This window comes from Methylobacterium pseudosasicola (assembly GCF_900114535.1).
Taxonomy (GTDB): Bacteria; Pseudomonadota; Alphaproteobacteria; order Rhizobiales; family Beijerinckiaceae; genus Methylobacterium; species Methylobacterium pseudosasicola.
This window is the reverse complement of sequence record NZ_FOTK01000008.1, coordinates 79,115-96,910: the sequence shown is the minus strand read 5'-3', so window position 1 is coordinate 96,910 and position 17,796 is coordinate 79,115. Positions and strand designations below refer to the sequence as shown.

The 17,796-nt window shown below is 71.3% G+C and carries 18 protein-coding genes; 10 read left to right on the top strand and 8 right to left on the bottom strand.

Annotated features, from left to right (window positions below; all coding sequences use genetic code 11):
* Positions 1–3 precede the first annotated feature (3 nt).
* The 3 genes from BM228_RS10505 (at position 4) to BM228_RS10495 (ending at position 3,318) form a co-directional block, all read left to right on the top strand.
* Positions 4–1,299, top strand: a complete 1,296-nt coding sequence (locus BM228_RS10505) for an MFS transporter (protein ID WP_092039695.1) — start codon at positions 4–6, stop codon at positions 1,297–1,299.
* 87 nt (positions 1,300–1,386) lie between these two features.
* Entirely contained in the window at positions 1,387–2,658 is a 1,272-nt protein-coding gene (locus tag BM228_RS10500; RefSeq protein WP_208612013.1) for a multidrug effflux MFS transporter, read from the top strand.
* 129 nt (positions 2,659–2,787) lie between these two features.
* A complete protein-coding gene (locus tag BM228_RS10495) occupies positions 2,788–3,318 on the top strand; it encodes a DoxX family protein (protein WP_092039694.1) in 531 nt (176 codons plus the stop codon).
* Between the two features lie 5 nt (positions 3,319–3,323).
* Here BM228_RS10495 and BM228_RS10490 read toward each other — a convergent pair whose 3' ends face one another.
* Complete coding sequence (locus BM228_RS10490; RefSeq protein ID WP_092039692.1) at positions 3,324–4,763, bottom strand: MFS transporter; 1,440 nt, start codon at positions 4,761–4,763, stop codon at positions 3,324–3,326.
* 206 nt (positions 4,764–4,969) lie between these two features.
* On the opposite strand from BM228_RS10490, the gene BM228_RS10485 reads away from it, so the two are divergent.
* The 3 genes from BM228_RS10485 (at position 4,970) to panE (ending at position 8,753) form a co-directional block, all read left to right on the top strand.
* Positions 4,970–5,857, top strand: coding sequence for a DUF3313 domain-containing protein (locus BM228_RS10485; protein ID WP_092039690.1), 888 nt, complete (start codon positions 4,970–4,972; stop codon positions 5,855–5,857).
* A gap of 168 nt (positions 5,858–6,025) precedes the next feature.
* Positions 6,026–7,519, top strand: a complete 1,494-nt coding sequence (guaB, locus tag BM228_RS10480) for an IMP dehydrogenase (protein WP_092039688.1) — start codon at positions 6,026–6,028, stop codon at positions 7,517–7,519.
* Positions 7,520–7,808: 289 nt separating this feature from the next.
* Complete coding sequence (gene panE / locus BM228_RS10470; RefSeq protein WP_092039684.1) at positions 7,809–8,753, top strand: 2-dehydropantoate 2-reductase; 945 nt, start codon at positions 7,809–7,811, stop codon at positions 8,751–8,753.
* Between the two features lie 21 nt (positions 8,754–8,774).
* Here panE and BM228_RS10465 read toward each other — a convergent pair whose 3' ends face one another.
* Positions 8,775–8,960 (bottom strand): hypothetical protein, encoded by a 186-nt coding sequence (locus tag BM228_RS10465; RefSeq protein WP_092039682.1) that lies wholly within the window; start codon positions 8,958–8,960, stop codon positions 8,775–8,777.
* A gap of 156 nt (positions 8,961–9,116) precedes the next feature.
* Between BM228_RS10465 and BM228_RS10460 the strand changes: the two genes are divergently transcribed.
* Positions 9,117–10,475: an RsmB/NOP family class I SAM-dependent RNA methyltransferase gene (locus BM228_RS10460; protein WP_244537100.1), complete on the top strand. Its 1,359-nt coding sequence runs from the start codon at positions 9,117–9,119 to the stop codon at positions 10,473–10,475.
* Between the two features lie 123 nt (positions 10,476–10,598).
* Complete coding sequence (locus BM228_RS10455; protein ID WP_092039680.1) at positions 10,599–11,603, top strand: alpha/beta hydrolase; 1,005 nt, start codon at positions 10,599–10,601, stop codon at positions 11,601–11,603.
* An 8-nt stretch (positions 11,604–11,611) separates the two neighbouring features.
* On the opposite strand, the gene BM228_RS10450 is transcribed toward BM228_RS10455, so the two are convergent.
* The 4 genes from BM228_RS10450 to BM228_RS10435 all read right to left on the bottom strand — a co-directional run bounded on the left by BM228_RS10450 (position 11,612) and on the right by BM228_RS10435 (position 15,250).
* Positions 11,612–12,844, bottom strand: a complete 1,233-nt coding sequence (locus BM228_RS10450; protein ID WP_092039678.1) for a peptide ABC transporter permease — start codon at positions 12,842–12,844, stop codon at positions 11,612–11,614.
* 115 nt (positions 12,845–12,959) lie between these two features.
* Complete coding sequence (locus BM228_RS10445) at positions 12,960–13,484, bottom strand: DUF2937 family protein (RefSeq protein ID WP_092039676.1); 525 nt, start codon at positions 13,482–13,484, stop codon at positions 12,960–12,962.
* 69 nt (positions 13,485–13,553) lie between these two features.
* Positions 13,554–14,567, bottom strand: a complete 1,014-nt coding sequence (locus tag BM228_RS10440) for a WD40 repeat domain-containing protein (RefSeq protein WP_092039674.1) — start codon at positions 14,565–14,567, stop codon at positions 13,554–13,556.
* Positions 14,564–15,250, bottom strand: a complete 687-nt coding sequence (locus BM228_RS10435; RefSeq protein ID WP_092039672.1) for a YoaK family protein — start codon at positions 15,248–15,250, stop codon at positions 14,564–14,566. Before BM228_RS10435 ends, BM228_RS10440 begins: the two co-directional genes overlap by 4 nt.
* Positions 15,251–15,457: 207 nt before the next feature.
* On the opposite strand from BM228_RS10435, the gene BM228_RS10430 reads away from it, so the two are divergent.
* A complete protein-coding gene (locus BM228_RS10430; protein WP_092039670.1) occupies positions 15,458–15,889 on the top strand; it encodes a response regulator in 432 nt (143 codons plus the stop codon).
* A 27-nt stretch (positions 15,890–15,916) separates the two neighbouring features.
* Positions 15,917–16,315, top strand: coding sequence for a photosystem reaction center subunit H (locus BM228_RS10425; RefSeq protein ID WP_092039667.1), 399 nt, complete (start codon positions 15,917–15,919; stop codon positions 16,313–16,315).
* A gap of 228 nt (positions 16,316–16,543) precedes the next feature.
* On the opposite strand, the gene BM228_RS10420 is transcribed toward BM228_RS10425, so the two are convergent.
* Both BM228_RS10420 and BM228_RS10415 read right to left on the bottom strand, forming a co-directional pair.
* Positions 16,544–17,173 carry a DUF2939 domain-containing protein gene (locus BM228_RS10420; RefSeq protein ID WP_092039925.1) on the bottom strand — a complete coding sequence of 210 codons (630 nt, stop codon included), beginning with the start codon at positions 17,171–17,173 and terminating at the stop codon, positions 16,544–16,546.
* Positions 17,174–17,197: 24 nt separating this feature from the next.
* A complete protein-coding gene (locus BM228_RS10415; protein ID WP_092039665.1) occupies positions 17,198–17,755 on the bottom strand; it encodes an RNA pyrophosphohydrolase in 558 nt (185 codons plus the stop codon).
* Positions 17,756–17,796: the final 41 nt, after the last annotated feature.

Below are 17,796 nucleotides of genomic sequence, written 5' to 3'. Positions count from 1 at the left end.
AACATGGTCGCCCCCGTCGAGACGCTTCCTGCGCCCCCCGTGCCGCGCCTGCACTATGCCTGGATCGTCGCCGGGGTGACCTTCCTGGTGCTGCTGATCGGGGCCGGCGTGCGCGCCACGCCGAGCGTGCTGATCGTGCCCTGGGAGCGGGAATTCGGCTGGACCGCGGCGACGATCGGGGTCGGCATCGCCCTCAACATCTTCCTGTACGGGATGATCGGGCCGTTCGCGGTGGCGATCATCGAGCGTTTCGGGCTCCGGCGCTCGGTCTGTACCGCCCTGCTCGTCCTGGCGATCGGCACGGCCGCCACCAGCCTGATGACGGCGCCCTGGCAGATGGTCCTGCTCTGGGGCCTCGTGGTCGGCTCCGGCTCCGGCATGGTCGCCAACGTGCTCGGCGCCACCGTGGCCGGGCGCTGGTTCGGCAAGCGCCGGGGGCTGGTGATCGGGATGCTCACGGCGAGCAGCGCCACGGGGCAGCTGATCTTCCTGCCGGTGCTGGCCTCGCTCGCGGTCGGGCAGGGCTGGCGCTCGGTCTCCCTACTGGTGGCGGCCGTGACCCTGGTGCTGATCCCGGTGGCGGCCCTGTTCCTGCGCGACCGCCCGGCGGATCTCGGCCTGCCCCGCTACGGCGAGACCGTCGTCACCCCGAACCCGGTGCACACCGAGAACCCCGCGCTCCGGGCCCTGCGCGGCCTGCGGATCGGCCTGAAGTCGAAGGATTTCTGGCTGCTCGCCGGCACGTTCTTCATCTGCGGCGCCTCGACCAACGGATTGATCGGCACGCACCTGATCCCGGCTTGCATCGACCACGGCATCGCCGAGGTGACGGCGGCGGGCCTGCTGGCGGTGATGGGCATCTGCGACCTGATCGGCACCACCGCCTCGGGGTGGCTCACCGACCGGTTCGATTCCCGGAAGCTGCTCGCCTGGTATTACGGCCTGCGCGGCCTCTCCCTGATCTTCCTGCCCTACTCGTTCGATCTGAGCTTCTACGGCCTGTCCCTGTTTGCGGTGTTCTACGGGCTCGACTGGATCGCCACCGTGCCGCCCACCGTGCAGCTCGCCGGAAAGTCCTTCGGCGAGGAGAATGCCGCGCTGATGTTCGGCTGGATCGCCGCCGCCCACCAGATCGGCGCCGCCTCCGCCGCTTGGCTCGCCGGCATGGTCCGCACCGATACCGGCAGCTATCTCGGCGCCTTCGTCTCGGCCGGCCTGCTCTGCTTGGTCGCGGCCCTGATGGCGGGCTTCGTCGGGCGCAGCCCCCGGGAGCCGGCCCTGCGCCCGCTGCCGGCCTGAACTGCGCCCCGCGGGCGGGGCCGTCATAAGCGTGCCGCGAAGGGGGCGCCTCGGTCGGGCCAACCCTTCGCAGCACGAGTTCCCATTGTGACAATCGCGATCCGGCCCAACCCGCCGGTCCAGCAGGTTCGTGTCCCGCAGACGCGGTCGGGGCCGGGCTTCACCGAATTCGTCGCCATCATCGCGCTGATGATGGCGGTCACCGCGATCTCCATCGACAACCTGCTGCCGGCCTTCCCGGCGATCGAGACGCGGTTCTCGGTGCCCGATCCGAACCGGCTGCAGCTTCTCGTCTACGTGTTCATGGCCGGGTTCGGCGTGGCCCAGCTCGCCTACGGACCGATCTCGGACACGTTCGGGCGGCGGCCGGTGCTGCTCACCAGCCTGGCGATCTACGTCGTGGGCTGCGGGCTCGCCATGGTGGCGCCGAGCTTCGGCTGGCTGCTGGCGGCCCGGGTCATCCAGGGCATCGGCGCCGCCGGCGGGCGCGTGCTCTCGGTGGCGATCGTGCGCGACCGCTTCGCCGGCCGCGAGATGGCGAGCGTGATGTCACTCACCATGATGGTCTTCCTAATCGTCCCGATGATCGCCCCGGCGATCGGCGGCCTGATGCTGGCGCTGGGCTCCTGGGTCTACGTGTTCGTCTCGATGCTGGCGCTGGCTTTCTGGCTGACCGCCTGGTTCTCGCTGCGGATGCCGGAAACCCTGCATCCGGAGTACCGCCGCCCGCTCTCGCTCGGGGCGACCTGGGACGCGGTCCGCACCACGGTCACGACCCGGGTCTCCATCGGCTACGCGACGGCGCTCGGCCTGCTCACCGGCTGCATCATGGGCTATGTCGGCTCGGCCCAGCAGGTGTTCGACACCGGGCTCTACCATCTCGGGCCGCTCTTCCCCCTGGCCTTCGGGCTTGTGGCCGGCGCCATGGGGGCGGCCACGCTGATCAACGCACGGATCGTGCGGCTGCTGGGGATGCGGGCGCTCTCGCATGCCGGCATCATCGCCTTTACGCTGGTGGCCCTGGCCCAGATCGGCGTCGGACTCGCCTATCACGGCCATCCGCCGTTGGCGGCGTTCCTGTCAATCCTGGCGGCGAACCAGTTCCTGATGAGTTTTGCCCTGCCGAACTTCAACGCCCTGGCGCTAGAGCCGCTCGGCGCCATCGCCGGCACGGCCTCGTCGTTCGTCGGCTTCTACACGACGATCCTGGGGGCGTTCTCCGGCTACGTGATCGGCCAGGCCTTCGACGGGACCGTGCTGCCGGTGGGCATCGGCTACGCGACCCTCGGGGGCTTGGCGCTGTTAGTGGTGCTCTGGACCGAGCGCGGCCGGCTGTTCCGGGGCGGGGTCGCGGGCTGAGCATCGTCCCGAACGGCAGAAGCCGGCTTTCGGGCAAAGACGATGCGCCCTTGAACCAGGGGATTTAACCCCGCCTTCAAGAGAATCCGTCACCCTCCGGCCAGCCCTTACAGCCGACCGGACCCGACCATGATCGCCCGCGCCCAGGACGGAACACTTCTCGCCGCGCGCCTGCTCCTGGCCGCGGCGCTGCTGCCCACCGGGATCGCCCGGGCACTCAACGTCTCGGGCTTCGCGCTGACGCTCGCCGGCAGCGGCATGCCATTCCCGAACGGCGTCGCCACCGCCGCCGTGGTGGTGCAGGTTTTCGGCCCGCTGGCCCTGATCCTCGGCGTGCTACCGCGGCTGACCGGGCTGGCGCTCGCCGTGTTCGCGGCGGTGACGGCGGTGATGTTGCACGCCTTCTGGCAATATGTCGGTCCGGCGGCGGTCGCCGAGCGGACGCTGATGCTCGCCGATCTCGGCCTGGCGGGCGGGTTTTTGATCTATGCGCTCACGGGTCCCGGCGCCTGGAGCTGGCAGGGCTGGCGCGCCGGCCTGGCGGCCGAGCGTCCGGCTCCGCAACGCGCGCCGGCCAAGGCACCGGCCAAAAGCGCGGCGGCGCGCGGTGGCACCGGCAAGAAATCGGGCGGCCGCGCCCCGGCCCGCGCCGCGGCTTGACCGGCTCAGCTCGCCCGCGGCTTCAGGGCCGGCGGGGTCGCGGCGACCATCCGGCGACCGGAAATCTCGGCGCCGGCATCGGGCGTCAGCTTGCGGAAGGCGAGGACCGAAAGCGCCGACAGCACGGCGACCGCGACGAAGGCCGGCCCGAAATCCCCGGCCTCGATCCGGGTCCGGCCGTGGAGCCCGGCCGTGCCCTCGAGCGCCAGCGCGCCCAGGGTGACGCCGAGGCTCAGCGACAGCTGCTGGCAGACGCTGGCTAAGCTCGTGGCCGCGCTCATCTCCCGGGATTCGAGATCGGCATACGCGATGGCGTTGACGCAGGTAAACTGCACCGAGCGCGAGCAGCCGCCGATGAACAGCAACGCGATCATGATCCAGTGCGGCGTCTCCGCCGTATAGAGCCCGTTCACCGCCAGGAAGGCTGAGGCCAGGACGGCGTTCCAGACCATCAGGGACCGGAAGCCCAGGCGGCGCAGGATCTTGGGCGCCAAAGCCTTCACGAACATCGCCCCAGCCGCCGCCGCGAAGGTGATGAGCCCGGAATGCAGGGCATCGAGCCCGAACCCGACCTGCAGCATCAGCGGCAGCAGGAACGGGATCGCCCCGGTTCCCACCCGGAACAGGCTGCCGCCGAGGATCGCGACCCGGAAGGTCGGGCGGTTCATCAGGTCGAGCCGCACGATCGGATGGGCGATCCGCCGCGCATGGGCGAAGTAGATCGGCAGCAGGACCGTGCCCGCCGCCAGGCATCCCCAGGACACCGAGGCCGGCAGGAGGTGGCGCCCCATCGAGGCGAGTCCCAGCATCAGGGCGGCGAGGCCCGTGCCGAGCAGGAAGAAACCGGCGATGTCGAGGGGCGGCCGCTCCGGCTCGCGGATATCCTCGAAGTAGAGGCTCGCTAGTACGATCCCGGCGCAGCCGATCGGCAGGTTGATGAAGAAGATCCAGCGCCAGTCGAACCAGGTGGTGATCAGCCCGCCGAGCGGCGGCCCCAGCACCGGGCCGACCAGCGCCGGGAAGGTCAGATAGGCTAGAGCCGTCACCAGCTGCGACTTCGGCACGCTGCGCAGCACGACGAGCCGGCCCACCGGCACCATCATGGCGCCGCCCATGCCCTGGAGGAACCGCGCGGCCACGAACCACGCCAGGCCGTTGGCAGCCGCGCAGGCGAGCGACCCGATCATGAACACGACCAGCGCCGCCCGGAACACCGTGCGCGAGCCGTAGCGGTCGGCCATCCAGCCGCTGACCGGGATGAAGATCGCCAGGCTGACGAGATAGGAGGTCAGCGCCAGCTTCAGGGCGATCGGATCCTCGCCGAGGCTCGATGCGATGCTGGGCAGCGCCGTGGCGATCACCGTGGAATCGGTGTTCTCCATGAACAGGGCGGTGGCGACCGTCAGGGGGACGATCCAGAGCGGTTTTGCGGCGGGGGAAGGCATCGGACAGCAGACGCGTAGCGCGCCGGGACGGTTGCACGGCGGGGCCGCGATCTCGCACGGTCGTGTTTCGCGCCTGTATCCGCAACGCAACAGGGGTTGCATCGTGACCGAACACCACCTTTTGTGCGGGTGGTCCAATGGCTACGTTTGGCGCGAGCGGTCTTCCGGCCGTCGATCCCGGCACGGTGCCGGCCGCGAGACCCTCGATGCAGCCCTCTCCGAGCAAGCGCCGTTCCCTGTCGCGGATCGCTGCCGCCGTCGCACTCCTGTCGACGGTTGCGGCCTGCGGCACGGTGCTGCTGAACGATCGCGGTTCGCTGACGCGCTACGACCGCCTGAAGGCGAGCGAGGCGGTGGCCTCGGCCTCGCGGCTCTACGTGGACCGGCCGGCTCTGGCCAAGGCCCGCACCGTGCGGATCATCCCGACGGCGTTCCACGCCGATGTCGAGGGCGCCGGGCCGCTGACCCAGGCGGAACGCCGCCTCGTCGCCAACGCCGCCGACCGGGCGCTCTGCTACGACCTGTCTCTGCGCTACGACGTCGTGACCGGCCGCGACGCCGACCTGACCGTGCGGGCGCAGGTGACGCGGGTCGAGCCCACCGACCTCCTCGGCGCGGGTGCCACCATCGCGGGCTCGGCCGGCGTGACCGTCGCCTCGCAGGTCGGCCTCAGCGCCGTCGAGGGCATCGGCCGCATCCCGATCCCGCGGATCCCGATCGGGCTCGGCAGCCTCACGGTGGAGGCCGAGGCGCTGGACCGGCGCCGCGAGCAGCGGGCCGCGATGGTCTGGGGCGGGGCCTCCAACTCGTTCACCAGCCAGCCGCGCTTCTCGCGCGCCAGCGACGCCTACGATCTGGCCGGCGAGTTCGGCCAGGATTTCGGCTTCATGCTGGCCACCGGCGACGACCCGTTCACCGCGCCCAACACCCTGCCGACCTGGGACCGCGTCCGCGTCACCGTGCTCGGCGAGGCGCCGCTCGATCCCGATTGCGAGGCCTTCGGCCGGGCGCCGGGCATCGACGGCATCCTGGGCGACTATATCGGCCTGCCGCCGGAATACACCGACAAGGGCCCCGCACCGGGAGCGCGCTGACCCCGCAGCCCGTCCCGGTCCGAAAAAGCGGGGGAGCCATGCACGATTTCCCGCTGCGGCGCGGCGACGGTGCATTGGCGCAGCCGCGGACCCCATGATACTGGCACTTGCCAACCCGATCCCGCTGCGCACCCCCTCACAGCGCGGCCGTCCGAGGAAAGTTGGCACATGGCCCGAGTAGACTCCGCATCGATCATCGAGGGCCTGACCTTCGACGACGTGCTCCTGCGGCCCGCCGCCTCCTCGGTGATGCCGACCGAGGTCAACGTCGCGACGCGGCTCACCCGCACGATCCCCCTGAACCTGCCGATCCTCGCCTCCGCGATGGACACCGTCACCGAGGCGCCGATGGCGATCGCCATGGCGGCCAACGGCGGCATGGGCGTCATCCACCGCAACCTCGAGCCGCCGGAGCAGGCCGAGCAGGTCCGCCTCGTGAAGAAGTACGAGTCCGGCATGGTGATGAACCCGATCACCATCCACCCGGACGAGACCCTGGCCGACGCCTTCGAGGTGATGAAGCGCAACCGGATCTCCGGCATTCCGGTGGTGGAGCGCGGTCCCAATGGCTCCCGGGGCAAGCTGGTCGGCATCCTGACCAACCGCGACGTGCGCTTCGCCACCAACTCCGCCCAGCCCGTCGCCGAGCTCATGACCCGGGACCGGCTGATCACGGTCCGCGAGGGCGTGACCCAGGACGAGGCCAAGCGCCTGCTGCACCAGTTCCGGATCGAGAAGCTGCTGGTGGTCGACGACCATTACCGCTGCATCGGCCTGATCACCGTCAAGGATATCGAGAAGCGCGTCACCTACCCGTTCGCCGTCAAGGACGAGCAAGGCCGCCTCCGGGTCGCCGCCGCCACCACCACGGGCGACAGCGGCTTCGAGCGGGCCGAGCGCCTGATCGATGCCGGCTGCGACGTGATCGTGGTCGACACCGCCCACGGTCACTCGATCAAGGTGCTCGACGCCGTCGCCCGGGTGAAGCAGCTCTCCAACGCCGTCCAGGTGATCGCCGGCAACGTCGCCACCCGCGAGGGCACGAAGGCGCTGATCGATGCCGGCGCGGACGCCATCAAGGTCGGCATCGGCCCGGGCTCGATCTGTACGACCCGGATCGTGGCGGGCGTCGGCGTGCCTCAGCTCACCGCTCTGCTGGAGGCCGTCGAGGCCGCCGGCGAAGCCGACATCCCGGTCATCGCCGATGGCGGCATCAAGTATTCCGGCGACCTCGCCAAGGCGATCGCGGCCGGCGCCTCGGTGGCGATGCTGGGCTCGCTCTTGGCCGGCACCGACGAGGCCCCCGGCGAAGTGTTCCTGTACCAGGGCCGCTCGTACAAGTCGTACCGCGGCATGGGCTCGGTGGGCGCCATGGCCCGCGGCTCGGCCGACCGGTACTTCCAGGCCGAGGTCAACGACACCCACAAGCTCGTGCCCGAGGGCATCGAGGGTCAGGTCCCCTACAAGGGCCCGGTGGGCAACGTCCTGCACCAGCTCGCCGGCGGCCTGCGCGCGGCCATGGGCTATGTCGGCGGCGCGACCATCCCGGACTTCCAAGAGCGCGCGCAGTTCATCCGCATCACCAATGCCGGCCTGCGCGAGAGCCACGTGCATGATGTGACCATCACGCGTGAGAGCCCGAACTACCCGTCGCGGACCTGAGGCGAACCCCTTCCGCCGTCCCGACACGCCCCCTCTCCCGTTCGGGAGAGGGTTGGGGTGAGGGGATAGGTTTTTCCGGAGAGGTCGCACCCCTCACCCTGTCCCTCTCCCGCACGGGAGAGGGGACCCGCGCTTCGTTCTGCTCCGTCATACGCCGCCGATCCGCACGGGGGACTGCCTTCGATTGGCACGCAACGAACCATCGCCGCCTTCTCGATCCTTGCGGCGACTTTCGATGGTATGGCCTCAATAAATCGATGCGGCCGACGCCTCGCCCCGGAGACACCCAATGCGCACGCTGATCGTCGGAGCCGGGGCGACCGGCGGCTATTACGGGGCTCGACTCGCGGAATCAGGGGCCGACGTGACATTCTTGGTCCGGCCGGCCCGGGCCGAGAAGCTGGCGGCGAACGGGCTGGTGCTGCGCTCGCCGCTGGGCGACCTGCATCTGGCCGCCCCGCCCACTGTCACGGCTGACACGCTGGCGCAGGCCGGGACGTTCGATCTCGTGCTGCTATCGTGCAAGGCCTACGATCTCGACAGCGCCATCGCCGACTTGGCGCCCGCGGTGGGGTCGCAGACCGCGATCCTGCCGGTGCTGAACGGCCTGTCCCATCTCGACGCGCTGGACGCCAAGTTCGGCGCGGAGCGGGTACTCGGCGGCTGCTGCGCCATCGCGGCGACCCTCGCGCCGGACGGGGCGATCCGGCACATGAGCGAGCTGTGCAGCATCACCTACGGCGAGCGGGACGGATCGCGCTCGGCCCGGATCGCAGCGATCGACGACCTGATGCGCGGCCTGAAGTTCCAGGCGCGGCTCAGCGACGTGATCCTGCTGGAGATGTGGGAGAAGTGGGTGTTTCTGGCGACGCTCGCCGGGTCGACAACCCTGATGCGCGCCGCCATCGGCGATATTGTGGCGGCGCCCGGCGGCGCGGCCTTAATCGGTGCGCTCCACACCGAATGCACCGCGGTCGCGGCGGCGAGCGGGTTCGCGCCGCGCGGCGTGGTCGCCGAGCGGGCGCGGGCGCAGCTCACGGCCCAGGGCTCGACCTTCACCGCCTCGATGCTGCGCGATATCGAGAACGGCGGCCGGATCGAGTCCGACCACATCATCGGCGACCTGATCGCCCGAGGGCTCCGGCTCGCCCCGGAGGCGCCCTTCCCGGCGCTGGAGCAGGTCTATGCCGGTCTCAAAGCCTACGAGGCCCGGCGGGCGCGCGAGGCGGCTTGAGCCGCACCCCGCAGTCAAGCCTCAGTACCGGCCAGGCGGCGGCGGGGGCGGGTTGCCGTATTCGAGCTGCGTCTTGGCATCCACCGGCCGGCGCGGCGTCGGGGTGAGATCGGGGGCAGCGGCCGGGGCGCTCGCGCAGGCGGCGAGGGTGGCGGCGACGAGCCCGGCCAGGGTGCCGGAAAGAGCGATGCGAACGACGGAAGACATGAGCTGAGGCACTCCCGGCCATGCCCCCGGGGCGGAACGCACTGGTCCGCGGCGGGAGGATGCCATACGACACGGGCGAGCCCCTGTCGCGGGACCGCCCACGATCCGGTCTGAACCGGGATCGTGCTGGAAGCTCGGCCGTACCGTGGCGGCATCGTGGGGCAAGCGTGGCCGTTTCGCGTCGGCCTCGACCCGTTCAAAAGGATCCGGACCCTGACCCCCGCCGCCCGCTGCTCCGCCGCCATCGAAGTCCTGACCGATATCGCGGAGCGCCGCCGCCCGGCCGCCGACGCGCTCAAGGATTGGGGCCTCGCGCACCGCTTCGCCGGCTCGGGTGATCGGGCCGGGATCGCCAGCTTGGTCTACGACGCCCTGCGCCGCCGGGCGTCGGCTGCCTGGATCATGGGCTCGGACGCGCCCCGGGCCGTGCTGATCGGCTCCCTGCGGCTGCAGCAGGGGCTCGCCGCCGCTTCGGTGAGCTCCCTGTTCTCCGGCGAGCGCTTCGCCCCGGCGCCGCTGAGCGACGACGAGCGCGCCCGCCTCGAATCCGGCACGCTGGAGGAGGCGCCCCCCGAGGTGGCGGGCGATGCCCCGGCCTTCGTGCTGTCGGAGCTGCAAGCGGCCCTCGGCGACGATCTCGTTCCCGAGTTGAAAGCACTGGCCCGGCGCGCGCCCCTCGACATCCGCGTCAACGCCCTGCGCGGCAGCCGCGACGACCTAATGCCCGCGCTCGCCGCCCACGGCGCCGTGCCGACTCCGCATGCCCCCATGGGTGTCCGGATCCCGATCGGCGCCGATGGCCGCGGCCCGGCGCTCCATGTCGAGGCCGAGTTTCTGGACGGCTGGTACGAGATCCAGGATGAGGGCTCGCAGCTCGCCGCCTTGCTGGTGAATCCGCAAGCCGGCGAGACCATCGTCGACCTCTGCGCCGGCGGCGGCGGCAAGACCTTGGCGCTGGCGTCTCAGACCGGCAACGGCGCCCGCCTGATCGCCACCGACGGCGATCCGCGCCGGCTCGCACCGATCCATGAGCGCCTGCGCCGGTCGGGCGCGACGGCCGAGGTGCGCACCCCGCGCAGCGGCAAGGCCCGAGCCGACGTGTTGGAAGACCTCGACGGCACGATCGACCGGGTTCTGGTCGATGCGCCCTGTACCGGCTCGGGAACTTGGCGGCGCAACCCGGACGCCAAGTGGCGCCTGCGCCCCGGCAGCCTGGCGCTCCGCGTCGCCGAGCAGAGCCAGGTGCTCGACCGGGCGGCCAAGCTGGTCCGGCCCGGCGGGCGGATCGTCTACATCACCTGCTCGCTGCTGCCCGCGGAGAACGACGCCGCCGTGGCCGGGCTGCTGTCGCGCTGGCGCGGGCGCTTCGATGCCGTGCCGGCCGAGACCGTGCTGGCGGCGGGTCCGCCGAGCCTCGCTTCGGCCGTGCGCCGGACGGAGCACGGCCTGCAGATGACCCCCCTGCGGACCGGCACCGACGGGTTTTACGTCTCCGTGATCGCCCGGCGCAGCTGAGGCCCCTGGAACCGGCACCGTGCGGTACGGCGTTGGGCGAGGGATGTCTCAGGAGAGCGCCATGCCCGAACCCATTTTCCGCGCCGTGCCGGTCCGATCCTGAGCGGCGCCCGGGACCGGTTCATGCATCTCGACCGCCGCCTGCTGCTCGCCGGCTTGAGCACCCTTCTCGGCCTGCGCCCAGCCAAATCCCAAGACAAACCGCCGGAGCCGGCGCCGCACGAGGCGATCCGCGCCCTGCCGCGCTCGCTGCCCGGGGCCGACCTTCAGGTGATCGACCTGTGGCCCGGCGAGCCACCGGGCGGCGGGAACGGGCCCGACGCGGAGGGTTTTCGCTATGTCGAGGGTGCCTCCGGCGATGTCACCCGCGTGGCAAAACCCTGCCTGCTGGCGATGCGGCCGTCCAATCCCAACGGCGCGGCGATCATCGTGGCGGCCGGGGGCGGGTACCAGTTCATCGCGCTCGGCAATGAGGGGGTGCCGGTCGGGCGCGTCCTGAACGCAGCCGGCATCACGGTTTTTCTCCTCGTGTACCGCCTGCCCGCGGAGGGCTGGGGCGCGGGCCCCGACGCACCGCGGCAGGATGCCCAGCGGGCGCTGCGGCTGGTCCGGGCGCGGGGCGCGGAATACGGCATCGACCCGGCCCGGGTCGGCGTGCTCGGATTTTCGGCGGGCGGGCACCTGATGGGCGAGACCGCGGTCGGCACCGCCAACAACCTCTACGCCGCGGTGGACGAGGCCGACGCGCAGCCGGTGCGGCCGGTGCTCGCCGGGCTGATCTACCCGGTCATCACCATGCGCAAGCCGTTCGACCGGACCGCAACGCGCCGGATCCTGGTGGGCGACGAGGTTACGCCGTTCGAGATGAAGACCTACTCGGTCGACCTCCAAGTCGGGCCCGAGACGCCCCCGACCTTCCTGGTCCAGGCGATCGACGATCCGGTGGCGGTGGCCGACCACCCGCTGCTGATGTTCTCGGCGCTCCGCAAGGCGCGGGTGCCGGCGGAGCTGCACCTGTTCGAGCGCGGCGGCCACGGCTTCGGGCTCGGCGCCCCCGGAACGCCTGCCGCTGCCTGGCCCGGCCTGTTCCTGGCCTGGATCCGGCTGCACGGCTTCCTGAGAAACTGAGCGCGGACTCAGCTTTCCCGCAGCCGGTGCAGCTTCGCCACCTTCGGGCGGCTGGTGCGGAACTGGCCGCGTTCCACCGCCACGAACACCACGATGGCGATGGCGATGATGCTGAGCCACCAGATCGCCGTGAGGCCGACCCCGAGGCAGGCCACCGTGAAGGCGGCGGCAAAACACCCCATCGCCCCCGGGATCAGGGCCGGGATGTCCCGGCCGCCCCGGCGGATCGAGGCATAGAGCGCGAAGGCGGCGGCCAGCGCGCCGACGATGCCGAGCTCGTACCAGAACTCGAACAGGGCCGTGGTCGGCGCGTTCACCGGCAGCAGCCCGACGAGGCGCCCGCGCAAAGCCGTCTCGAAGCCGTGGCCGGTGATGAGCCGAACGGGATCGTTGGTGACCACCTTCTGCCAGCTCTTGAGCGATAGCACCGCCGGCGAGAGCGGCCCGAGCAGGGCAGCGCCGATCGGGCGGGCGAGGAACGGCAGCAGCGGCGCGACGGCGAGCAGGGCGGCCGAGACGGTCGCGGTCAGCATCACGCCGAGCTTCGGCCGGTAGCTCGTCACCGCGAAGGCCAGCGCCCCCACGGCCAGGGCGGCGATCTGCGTGGCGTCGGGCTGGACCGTCAGCGCCAGGGCGACCAGCAGGGCCAGCCCCAGCGCCTCGCGGTCGCGCCGCCGGGACCGCAGCCAGGCCAGAGCCGGCCAGACCAGCAGGATCAGCAGGATCAGGCCGCGGTCGAGGGCGCCATCATCGTCGATGCCGGGGGGCGCCAGGTGGGCGCCGAACAGCCCGAGCACGATCGCCACGATCGAGCCTGCCACGACCCCGAGCGGCAGCAGGTAGAGGTTGGCCGAGCGCATCCGGTCGGGCAGGGCGAAGTAGCCGAGCAAAGCCAGCCCGATGGTCGCGGCGAGGTTGGCGAGCCGCTCCACCGCCGGCCCGAGGAACGGCGTCCACGTCAGGGACAGGACCGACCACAGCACCACCAGCATGCCGGCGAGAAACGCGGGTGCGGTGAGCAGCCGGGACACGGCCGGGCGCACCGGGCGCTGGCGGCGGTCGATCGCGCTGGCGATGATCAGCAGCACCACGGCGATCGGCGCCAGGATCACGGTGGCCCGGCGGGCGACCTGCGCCAGCACCGGCAGGATCACGAACAGGCCGAAGAAGCCGATGCGCCGCAGCAAGGCGGCGGCGTCGAGCGCCGGATCGATCGTGGTGGGGTTCGACGCGCGCGGCATCTAGCGCTTTCTCCCGGACCGAGGCGGCCGGACCACGTTCGATACGCAAGCCCCGCGCAAGCCGCTGTAGACCCTGAGCAACACTCCCGGGTCCGCGCGCCGATGCGCCGCGCCTTCAGGCGGTCCGCGTGGTCTCCCGCGGGCGCCGGCGGACGAGCCGCAGGCCGACATCCGAGAGCACGCGCCAGCCGCCCCAGGCGGCCAGGAAGCCGATCAGCGCGGCCGCGAGGCCATCGGCGTTGGTCGGCACCGCCGGGCTGAAATCCTGATAGGCGGCCTGCGCCACCGGCACGTCCGGGTCGCGCAGCATCGCGACCACGCGGCCGAGCGGGCTCGTCGCCGAGGCCAGGGCCTCTTGCTGCGCACTCAGCCGGGCGAGCCGGGCGATATCCGACTGGGCGGCCTCGCCGCGCCGGGCCACGAGCTGGTCCGGGTTGGTGCGCAGCCGGTCGACCGCGCCGTCGCGGGTGGTGCCGGTGGCCTGCGCATCCGATTCGAGCACCGCCACCTGGCGGCGCAGCTCGTCCACCGCGCCGCCGAGGCGCTGCGTGTATTGCTGCGCGAATTCGGGGGCCTGCGCGGCGATCACGCCGCCGAGCAGGCCGAGGGCGAGGCCGAAAGTGCGGAACACGCGGAACACGTCAGACCCTCCAGCCGAGCGACTCGACGCAGCAGAAACAAAGCATGGCTGCCGCAAAGTAACAAAAAATCAGGCCGGCAGGGTCAGCAGGCCGGCCTTGCCGTCGGCGCAGCCGAACAGCATCCGGTTGCCGCGGGCATCCCAGGCCAGCGCCGTGATCCCGCTGTCCCGCACCGCCGGCCGAACCAGCAGCTCGGAGGCGTCGGTGAAGCGCACCAGCAGGATACAGCCATCCTCGTAGCCGACCGCCAGCACCGGCGCCTTCGGGTGGAACGCCACCCGCGAGACCCGGGCGGGCCGGACGCCGCATTCCCGGGGCGCCTTGCCGGTGGGGCCTTCCTTGGAATCGAACGGCCAGACGATCGCCGCCTCGGCGCCGCCGGTGGCGAGCCAGTTGCCGTCCGACGACCAAGACACCGACCGGACCTTGCCGGGATAGCCCGACATCCGCATGTGGCCGCGGTCCGGCTGGAGGCGCCAGCCGTGCAGGGCGTTCTCCTGCATGGTCGAGACCACGAAGCGGCCGTCCGGCGACCACGTGACGTCGATATGCGAGCCCTTCCAGCTCACCACCTCGGCGGGGGTCTCGAGATTCGGGTACCAGAGGCTGACACCGTTGTAGTGGGCGACGCCCAACCGGTAGCCCTTCGGGGCGAAGACGAGGCCGCGGGCCGTGGACGGGGCGGTAAAAATCTTTTCCCGGCCCTTGGCGTCCCGCGCCACGACCATGCGCCCGGCCGACCAGGCGAGGGCGCCGTCGGGGTGCAGGGCGAGGGCGTCGATCCAGGCGCCGCCCTTGGCGAGGCCGACCTGCTCCACGGCGCCGCCGGCCCGGATCTCGACGACCCGGCCGTCGTCGCCGCCCGTGAGCAGTCGGTCGCCGTGCGCCGCCGCCACCAGGATTCCACTCTCGGGATGGGCGGCGATCGTGTTGAGCCCGTCCTCCTTCACCAGGGCGACGGTGCCGTCGCTCAGCGCCAGGGCCGGGGCATCCTTGAGGAAATGCGCCGCGACCACGTGGGCGCCCGGTTCCAGCGGGGTGACGTGGCTGGTGAGGGACGGATGGCTGACGGAATCGCTCATGGAGACTCAACCCTACCTGTCGATCCTTTGGTCCGCTGGCCCGCGCGCAGGACCAGGAACGCGGTGATGAGCGCGAAGGCCCCCGAGACCGCCGCCGGCGCGATCAGGGCGTAGAGAGCGAACGCTTCGTAGGCCAGCGCCCCCAGATAGGCGCCCAGCAGCAGGGACAACCACACCAGACCGTCACCGATCCAACCGAACGGTTCGCCCGTGCGGGTGAGTGCCTTGGCGATCTTCTGGCCCAAACTGAACAGGGCGCCGGTGACGAAGGTGGTGCCGGCCCGAAAACCCTGCACCTGCGCCAGCACGGCGTTCTGTGTCCCCATGGCGACGGCGACGAAGAAGGCGGCGAGCCCGAGCTCCGGCGTCGCGAGGCCGAGCGCCAGGCCGCCGAGGATCAGCAGCGATTCGTAGGCGAGCACCACCGGGGTGGTCCAGCGCGCCGGTACCAGGATCGCCAACCCGCTGCCGAGGATCGAGCCGAACAGGAAGGCGGCGAGCAGGATCGCCGGCAGCGCCATCCGGTGCGGCTGCGCCTCGGCGCCGAAGACCGCGAGCTGCGTGGTGTTGCCGCTCATGAACGAGGTGTAGAGCCCGCCGAGCCGTACGAACCCCAGCGCATCGACGTAGCCCGCCAGCCCCGTGAGGAGCAGGCCGGTGCCCACCTGCCAGGACCGGTTCACGGATCCGATCTCCCGACGCTTCGCGGTAACGCCCCGTTAACCATTTCGACCGCTCCGTTCACCTGCGCCGGGGCGCGGTTAACGAGCCGTGCACCAAGTCGGAGCAATTCGATGCAATCACGGCGAACGCCGGAGCGGAAGGGCCCGTTGCTCCTTCGATCCGGCACGGGGCTACCGCGCCCCCGCCGGGTGAGTGGGAGTTGCGTCATGATGCCGTTCGCCGCCGCCTTCGCCTGCCTGTCCATGCCCGCGCTCGATTCGGCCGCCGCGACCATCCTGGTGGTCGAGGATGAGCCGACCGTCTGCGAGCTGGCCGCCGAGGCGCTTCTCGAAGAGGGTTATCGGGTGCTCACCGCCGCGGATGCCTGGGAGGCCGAAGCGATCCTGGCGCGGGAGAGCGTGGACATGCTCTTCACCGATATCGACCTCGCCCGCAACACGAACGGCCTGGCCCTGGCGCGCCTCGCCCGCAGCGCCCATCCGGACCTCCCCGTCATCTACACGTCCGGGGGCCGCGCCTGCCTCTCGGCCGCCGACGCCGTCTCCGAATCGGTGTTCGTCCCGAAGCCCTACCGCCCGAGCCAGCTCGTCGCGCTCACCAACGACATCCTGCGCGCCGCGCATCCCCACCACGCCTGAACCCTGGCCCCTCCGAGGAATTCCGCCATGCGGCGCTCGCTGATCGCAACCGCCCTCGTCCTCGCCCTGACGGCCGCCGCGCTGCCGGCCCGGGCCGCCTGCGACGTGAAGGGCGCCCAGATCGAGGAGGCGATCGCCGCCAAGAAGGAATTGCAGGCGGACGCCAACGCCCAGACGGTGCGCGACCTGCGCACCCTGCGCGACGCCGCGATCGTGCTGGAGACCTACAAGTTCCCCGGCGAGTGCGAGGTGCTGCTCGGCATCGCCAAATCGCTTCTCGCCAACCCCGAGAAGACCATCGTCCGCGGCGGCGACACCGACGAGGACGAGGCGGAAAGCCTGGTCGAGGCCCGCGAGCCGAAGGCCAAGACCCCGGCGGACGAAAAGGCCCCGGCCGGGAAGACGCCGGCTCCGAAGGCGAATTGAGGGCCGGGACACCCCGCGCAGCCGGTATCGACGTTCTTCCCTACAACCCCCCTCATCCTGAGGTGCGAGCGCAGCGAGCCTCGAAGGAGCCCTCCAGCGGGACGCGCGATCCCTGGAGGGCTCCTTCGAGGCCTTCGCTTCGCTCCGGCACCTCAGGATGAGGGAGAGAATGGGATTCCGGGCGCTTCCTGCGCGGACGGCAGGCGGCGACGACGACCGAACGCGTCCCTACCGCTCCTCCCCCGCGCTCGCCCCGAGCTTCGCCCGTGCCAGGGCCCGTCCCAGCTTGGCGGCGATCTGCTCGCGCAGGATGTCGGCCATCTCGATATCGACCAGCCGCCAGCTCAGTCCCCGCAGCCGCAGGCGGATTCGGGTGCGCTCCGCGCGGGGCGCCTCGGGCGGGATCGGGATCACCACGGCTCGGAATCCGCGCATCTCCAGGGCGGCGTAATAGGGCAGGAGGCGCCCGGCATTGCGGATCGCCAGGCCCTCCGGCTTGAGGGCGGCGGGGCGCTCGATGTCGAGCTTGTCGGGCCAGCCGTTGTCGAGCAGGTCCATCACCGTGTCGGGCGTCACCAGGGTCTCGGCCAGCGCCAGGGCGAGGCCGTAGGCGACATCGTTGAGGCGCTGGCGATCGCGGGGCTCGAGCTCCAGATCGGTGTCGGAGGCGGCGCGCACCGCCCCGGTGATCTGGCGGACCAGGGACAGCCGGAGTGTCCGGAAGTTCACGTGGGTCTCGATATAGGCCACGTCGTGCCGGCGCACGGCCTGCGCGAGGTCGTAGAGCGACCAGAGCGGGCTCACCGTGAAAGCGAGCCACGCCACGGCCAGGCCGAGCGGGACCGCGAGCCAGCGCACCACCCTACGACCCCGTCCGCGGCGTCACGGCCGGGCCGCCCGGGCTTCATCCGCCCAGCTCTCGAGACCCGCAAAGGCTTCGACCACACGCTCGTAGACCGGGCGCTTGAACGGCACGATCAGGTCGGGCAGTTCGGAGAACCGCGCCCAGCGCCAGGCGTCGAACTCGGCCTTGTGGGCGCCGCCGCCGGGGCTGAGCACGTCGATCAGCTCCTCGCTGCCGAGGAAGCCGTAGGCGAACCATTTTTGGGTCTGGCCGCGATAGCGCCCCTTCCAGGCCTGCTTCATCACCGCCGGGGGCAGGTCGTAGGCGAGCCAGTCCGGGATTTCGCCGAGCAGCCGGATCGCGTCCGGCGGCACGTTGGTCTCCTCAAAGAGCTCCCGACGGGCGGCCGCCTCCGGATCCTCGCCGGGATCGATGCCGCCCTGGGGCATCTGCCACATATACGGGCCGGCGACGTGCTCCGGGCCGGCATCCTTCATCCGGCGCCCGACGAAGACGCCGCCCGAAGGCGCGATCAGCGCAACGCCCACGCAGGGGCGGTAGGGCGGCGCGGCCCCCGGATCAGAATCTGTGGTCATCGCCAGCGACCATAGGTCAGGGGCAAGTCGCGCGGCAACGG